The 6,152-nt window shown below is 72.3% G+C and carries 8 protein-coding genes; 3 read left to right on the top strand and 5 right to left on the bottom strand.

Going from position 1 to position 6,152, the window contains the following annotated elements; translation table 11 throughout:
* Positions 1-56 precede the first annotated feature (56 nt).
* From AAHM41_RS38100 to AAHM41_RS38085, 4 genes are all read right to left on the bottom strand, one after another.
* Positions 57-407, bottom strand: coding sequence for a YciI family protein (locus tag AAHM41_RS38100; protein WP_342241853.1), 351 nt, complete (start codon positions 405-407; stop codon positions 57-59).
* Positions 408-462: 55 nt separating this feature from the next.
* On the bottom strand, positions 463-777 hold the full coding sequence (locus AAHM41_RS38095) for a hypothetical protein (RefSeq protein ID WP_342241852.1): 315 nt from the start codon (positions 775-777) through the stop codon (positions 463-465).
* A 57-nt stretch (positions 778-834) separates the two neighbouring features.
* Positions 835-1,869, bottom strand: coding sequence for a nicotinate-nucleotide--dimethylbenzimidazole phosphoribosyltransferase (gene cobT, locus AAHM41_RS38090; protein ID WP_342241851.1), 1,035 nt, complete (start codon positions 1,867-1,869; stop codon positions 835-837).
* Between the two features lie 91 nt (positions 1,870-1,960).
* Positions 1,961-2,413: an NUDIX hydrolase gene (locus AAHM41_RS38085; RefSeq protein WP_342241850.1), complete on the bottom strand. Its 453-nt coding sequence runs from the start codon at positions 2,411-2,413 to the stop codon at positions 1,961-1,963.
* 146 nt (positions 2,414-2,559) lie between these two features.
* On the opposite strand from AAHM41_RS38085, the gene AAHM41_RS38080 reads away from it, so the two are divergent.
* Positions 2,560-4,224, top strand: a complete 1,665-nt coding sequence (locus AAHM41_RS38080; RefSeq protein ID WP_342241849.1) for a Na/Pi cotransporter family protein — start codon at positions 2,560-2,562, stop codon at positions 4,222-4,224.
* A gap of 1 nt (position 4,225) precedes the next feature.
* Entirely contained in the window at positions 4,226-5,065 is an 840-nt protein-coding gene (locus tag AAHM41_RS38075; RefSeq protein WP_342241848.1) for a carbon-nitrogen hydrolase family protein, read from the top strand.
* Here the strand turns inward: AAHM41_RS38075 and AAHM41_RS38070 are convergent.
* Positions 5,011-5,631, bottom strand: coding sequence for a TetR/AcrR family transcriptional regulator (locus AAHM41_RS38070; RefSeq protein ID WP_342241847.1), 621 nt, complete (start codon positions 5,629-5,631; stop codon positions 5,011-5,013). The two genes, AAHM41_RS38075 and AAHM41_RS38070, sit on opposite strands and share 55 nt — an antisense overlap.
* 155 nt (positions 5,632-5,786) lie before the next feature.
* Here AAHM41_RS38070 and AAHM41_RS38065 point away from each other — a divergent pair.
* The coding region (locus tag AAHM41_RS38065) for a DUF2239 family protein (protein ID WP_342241846.1) at positions 5,787-6,152 on the top strand (366 nt) is incomplete at its 3' end.

Here is a 6,152-nt window from a genome sequence, read left to right as displayed (position 1 = left end):
TTTTAAACCGTTACGCGGGGGCGCGGGGGGGCGCCGGGCGGCCCCCCCCCAAGACGTCACTCCATCGGCGGCTGCTCGCGCACCTCGATGCTGCCCATCGCCGTCATCGGCGATTTCGCGGCGATCGCCACCGCCTCGTCCATGTCGCGGGCCTCGATCAGGACGAAGCCGCCGAGATGCTCCTTGGTCTCGGCATAGGGGCCGTCGGTGACCGAGATCCTGTCGCCGCGGCGCCGCACGATCCGGCCGGTCTCCGGCTCGGCCAGCGGGCCGCAGACGATCAGGTGGCCGCTGCGGCGGAGCTCGTCGTCAGCGGCCATGCAGCGGCGCGTCAGGTCGCGGCCTTCCTCGGGCGACAGCCGGCCGATCAGGGCGCGGTCGACATGGACGATCAGCAGATAGCGCATCCTGGGCCTCCGTTGGTTCCGCCCCTGGTCGTACGGCCGGCACCAGATTCGACAATCATTCCGGCAGCCTCGCCCGGCGCAGCGCGTCGAGATAGCACTCCAGCACCTCGGCCTGTTTCCAGGGCACGCCGGCGCGGGTGTTGGCGATGGTGGCGCCCGGCGCGATGGCCAGGAGGCCGGCCAGCGCCAGCCGGCGCGCATGACGCAGTCCCAGGCGTCCAAGCCGGCCGGGTCCAGCCGCCGGGCGCGACAGGCCGGTTGTGATGTCCTCGGCGATGTATTCCTGGTCGCGCCGCGATCGACGGCTTGGCCGGGGCGCCGCTGCCGGCACCTTACCGGGGGCGGCCGTGCGGAGTCCATCAGCGGACATCAGTCCGTGGGCACCGGAAGCGGAGAGACTGCCATCAGCCGGCCATGCCGCGCAGTCTCACTCCTTGTCGCTGACCCCGGCCTGGGCGAAGGTCGCCATGCCCTCGTGGCAGGCCAGGGCGCCGCGCACCAGGCCGATCGCCAGGGCGGCACCGGAGCCCTCGCCGAGCCGCATGCCGAGGTCCAGCAGCGCGGTGCGGCCCAGTTTCTCGAGAAGGCGGCGATGCCCCGGCTCGGCCGAGACATGGGCGATCTGGCAGTGGTCCAGCGCATGCCGGTCGACCGCCCACAGCACCGCGGCGGCGGTGGTGCAGGTGTAGCCGTCGAGCAGCACCGGGATGCGCGCCATCCGCGCCGCCAGCACCGCGCCGGTGATCGCCGCCAGCTCCAGCCCGCCGAGATGGCGCAGCGCCTCGAGCGGGTCGGTCATCGCCTTGCGGTGGGCGGCGACGCCCTTGGCCACCACCTCGGCCTTGTGCCGGACCCCGGCGGCGTCGACGCCGGTGCCGGGGCCGACCCAGTCGGCCGCCTCGCCGCCGAACAGCGCCGTCGCCAGCGCCGCGCCGGCGGTGGTGTTGCCGATCCCCATCTCGCCCAGGCAGAGCAGGTCGAGGCCTGGCTCCACCGCCATCATGCCGTAGGCCATGGCGCGGACGCATTCGGTCTCGGTCATCGCCGGGGCGATGGTGAAGTCGGCGGTCGGGTGCTCCAAGTCCAGCTCATAGACCCGCAAATCGCTGTCGGCGACCTGGCACAGCTGGTTCACCGCGGCGCCGCCGGCGACGAAGTTCTTCACCATCTGCGCCGTCACCGCGACCGGGTAGGCCGAGACGCCCTGGGCCACGGCGACGCCGTGGTTGCCGGCGAACACCGCGACGCGCGGACGGCGCAGCTGCGGCGGGTGCCGGCCCTGCCACACCGCCATCCACTCCGCCAGATCCTCCAGCCGGCCCAGCGACCCGGGCGGCTTGGTCAGCTGCCGGTCGCGCTCGCGCACCGCCGTGCCGGCCTCGAGGTCCGGGCCCGGCAGGTGGCGCAGCAGGGCGCGGATCTCGTCGAGGGTGTCGGGCAGGGGCGTCTGGGTCTGGGGCATGGCAGGGGAGCGGGCATCCGGTTGCGGAAGCGCGGACCCTGCCACCAAAGCGGTGCGCCGTCAAAACCGGCGCGGTGCGGGCCGGACGGCCCTACTCCGCCGCCTTGCGCGCTTCCAGCCGCGCGACGAATCCGGCGACCACGTCCCGCAGCCCGGGATCGTCCAGCAGGTCCAGCGCCTCCTCGGGGCTGCACCACCGGGTCTCGCGCTCGTGCCGCTCGGGCCAGGTCTTGTGCTGCCGCTCGACCTTCAGCGGGAACACGCCGACCTCGCAGGGCACGCTCACCCCCTCCAACAGCCACTTGTCGTAGACAAAGCTCCCGATCGCCTTCGATCCGATCGCGCCGCGCACCCCGGCCTCCTCATAGGCCTCGCGCGCCGCCGATTTCGACGGCTTCAGCCCCTTGATCGGCCAGCCCTTCGGGATGATCCAGCGCCGCGTCTCGCGCGAAGTGACCAGCAGGATCTCGATCGCGCCGTCCGGCCCGATCCGGTAGGGCAGGGCGCCGTGCTGCACCCGGACGGCCTTGGTCTTGCCCGGCATCCCATCCTCCACCGTGCCCAGGCCTTGATCGGCCCGGGCAAATCAGGAACCATCGCGCGGTTCCCGCCGTTCCGATCACCCGGCTCGTCCGACACAAAGCCTATGTGAAGACAAGAGCGGAGGCGATTGCCTTTCGAGGCCCGAGGATGAGCTTTCCCGTCACGCTGATCGACCTGGCCGGTTCCATCGCCCTGCTGCTGTGGGGCACGCATATGGTGCAGACCGGGATCCAGCGCACCTTCGGGCCCAAGCTGCGCTCGATCCTGGGCAGCGCGCTGAAGAACCGGTTCCGGTCCTTTTTCGCCGGCATCGGTGTCACCGCGGTGCTGCAGAGCAGCACGGCCACCGGGTTGATGGTGGCCGGCTTCGCCGCCGGCGGGCTGGTCGAGCTGGTGCCGGCGCTGGCGGTGATGCTCGGCGCCAATGTCGGCACCACGCTGATCGTGCAGGTGCTGTCCTTCGACGTGGCCACCGCGGCGCCGGCGCTGATCCTGATCGGCGTCCTGCTGTTCCGGCGTGATTCCAGCACGCCGACGCACGACCTCGGCCGGGTGTTCATCGGGCTCGGCCTGATGTTGATGGCGCTGCACCAGCTGCTGACGCTGATGACGCCCTATGAGGACGCGCCCAGCCTGCGCCTGCTGCTCGGTGCGATCTCGACCGAGCCAGTGGTCGATGTGCTGCTGGCCGCCGTCTTCACCTGGGCGGTGCATTCCAGTGTCGCCGTGGTGCTCTTGGTGATGTCGCTGGCCGCCAACGGCGTGGTGCCGCCGGAGGCCGCCTTCGCCCTGGTGCTGGGCGCCAATCTCGGCACCGCGATCAACCCGGTGATCGAGGGCGTCTCCAGCGACGATCCCGCCGCCAAGCGGCTGCCGATCGGCAACCTGGCCAACCGGCTGTTCGGGGTGATCGTGGCGCTGGCCCTGCTGCGCTGGATCGGGCCGCTGATGGTGACGGTCGAGCCCGACAACGCCCGCGCCGTGGCCGATTTCCACACCCTGTTCAACCTGGCGCTGGCGGTCATCTTCCTGCCGCTGCTGACGCCCTATTCGAAGCTGCTGCAGCGCCTGCTGCCGCGCCGGGTCGACCCGGCCGACCCGTCGCGGCCGCTCTATCTCGACGCCGCGGCGCGGGAGACGCCGATCGTGGCGCTGGGCGGCGCCGCGCGCGAGGCGATGCGGCTGGCCGATGTGCTGGAGACGATGCTGCACGGCGCCCGCGACGCGCTGCGCAAGGGCGACCGCAAGCTGATCGCCGAGACCAAGCGGATGGACGACGTGCTCGACCACCTCAACACCGCCATCAAGACCTATCTGACCTCGCTCGACCCCGAATCGCTCAGCGACGCCGACCACCGCCGGCTGGGCGAGATCCTGAACTTCGCCATGAACATGGAGCAGGCGGGCGACGTGATCGACGGCAACCTGCTGCCGCACTGCGCCAAGCGGCTCAAGCGCGGCCTCGAATTCTCCAAGGAGGGCGAGGCCGAGCTGCTGGCGATGATGGACCGGCTGGTCATCAACCTGCGTACCGCCGCCTCGCTGTTCATGACCGACGACCGCCGCGCCGCACGGCTGCTGGTCGACGAGAAGGTGGCGTTCCGCGACCTCGAGGCGGCGGCGACCCAGTCGCATTTCGAGCGGCTGCGCGCCGGCCGCCGCGATACGGCCGAGACCAGCGCCCTGCATCTCGACCTGCTGCGCGACATGAAGCGGGTCAACGGCCACATCGTGGCGGCCGCGGCCTATCCGGTGCTGGAGCGCTCTGGCGAGCTGCTGCCCAGCCGGGTCACCGAAGGGGAGGGCGGCTGACATGGCCGGACCGCTGCGCATCGCCGTCGCCCAGAGCGGGATCGACCGCGACGTCCGCGCCAATGGCCGGGAGATCCGCGGCCTGATGCGCCGCGCCGCGGCGGGCGGGGCGCGGCTGGTCCAGTTCCCGGAGGGCGCCGCCTCCGGCTACTGCAAATCCGAGATCGCTTCGTGGGACGAGGTCGACTGGCCGGCGCTGCGCGAGGAGCTGGAGGAGACGGCGGCCCTCGCCGGCAGCCTGGGCCTGTGGGTGGTGATCGGCAGCGCTCATCCGCTGACCGCCCCGCACCGGCCGCACAACAGCCTCTACGTCATCGCCGACACCGGCGCGCTGGCCGGGCGTTACGACAAGCGGCGCTGCTCGCACACCGAGATCACCGGCTGGTTCTCGCCCGGCCAGGCGCCGCTGACCTTCGCGGTGGACGGCTTCACCTTCGGCTGCGCCATCTGCATCGAGAATGTCTTTCCCGAGGTCTTCGCGGAGTACGAGGCGCTGGGCGTAGATATCGTACTGGTGTCCTCCTACTCCCGCGATCCCATCTACGGCGTTCTCGCCAAGGCGCATGCCGCCGCCACCTGCCTGTGGATCGGGCTGGCGATCCCGGCGCAGTGCAGCCAGTCACTGCCGAGCAGCCTGATCGGGCCGACCGGCGCCGTTCTGGCCGAAGGCGGCCGGAACGGGGACTCCGACCTCGTCTTCGTCACGCTCGACCGCGACGACCCGGCCTTCGCCATTGCGCTGGAAAAGGCGCGGCCCTGGCGCCGGACAGCCCGGCTGGGCGGGATCTACGAGTCGCGCCGGGTCGAGGATCCCCGCAGCCGAGACCGGGCGGGGTTCTGATCGGCCGGAGTGGTGATCGCCCGGCAGAACGCCTCCAGCTCGGCGGCCACCGCTTCCGGCAGCGGCCGGCCGCGCTCGAAGCCCCACCACAGCACGGCGCCCTGCCACTGCGCCGCCATCAGCCGGCCGAGATCGGGCCGCGGACCGGCATGATCGGCCAGGCGCCGGCCCAGCGCCGCGGCCAGCACCCGGCCCCAGGCGGTGCCGCGGCGGCGCAGCACCGGGTCGCGCAGATCCTCGCGCAGCACCAGCAGCCCCTCGGCATAGTCGTCCTCGGCGCCGTAGTCGCCAGACAGCGCCACCAGCAGCGCCACCGCCCCGGCCGGGGTTGGCGGCGCGGCGGCATCGGCCGCCCCGGTACGGGCGTCCAGCAGGTCCCAGGCGCGCAGCAGCGCCGCCTGGACCAGCGCTGCCTTGCCGCCGAAGCGCTGCACCAGCGTCGCCGCCGACAGGCCGGTCTCGGCCGCCACCGCGGCGAAGGTCATGCCCTCCGGCCCGGCCCGGCGCAGCACCGCCAGGGCGCCGTCGAGCAGGGCTTCGTCCGGGATGGTGCGGGGGCGGGGCATCGGCAGGCCAAATAAGTGAACGTCTATTTATATACGTCCCGCCGCTTCGCTCAATCCGGGAATGTGCCGGATTCGATATTTTCGCCCGGGTGAAATTGACAAGAGATTTTCACCCGGGTATAAAGCGGCAATTCCATTGCGCCGGGAGGGCGCCCGTGACCCCCGATTCCACCTGCACCGCCTTCCAGGGCGCCCGCCGCATCGCCTCCGGCCCGCTGGCCGAGGTGGCGCTGGCGGCCAAGCGCGCCGCCGATCGCGGCGACACGGTCCTGGTGTTCGACGACGTCACCAGCAGGCCGATCGAGCTCGACCTGCGCGGCAGCGAGGCCGAGGTGCTGGCCCGGCTGCCGCCGTCGGCGGAGCCTGGAGCGCCGCGCGGCCCCGGCCGGCCGAAGCTCGGCGTCGTCGCCCGCGAGGTGACGCTTCTGCCGCGGCACTGGGACTGGCTGGCCGGCCAGCCCGGGGGGGGGGGGGGGGGGGGGGGGGGGCGGGGGGGGGGGGGGGCGGGGCGCGGCGGGGGG

This window comes from Inquilinus sp. OTU3971 (assembly GCF_038440215.1).
This window is presented reverse-complemented; position numbering and strand designations above follow the sequence as displayed.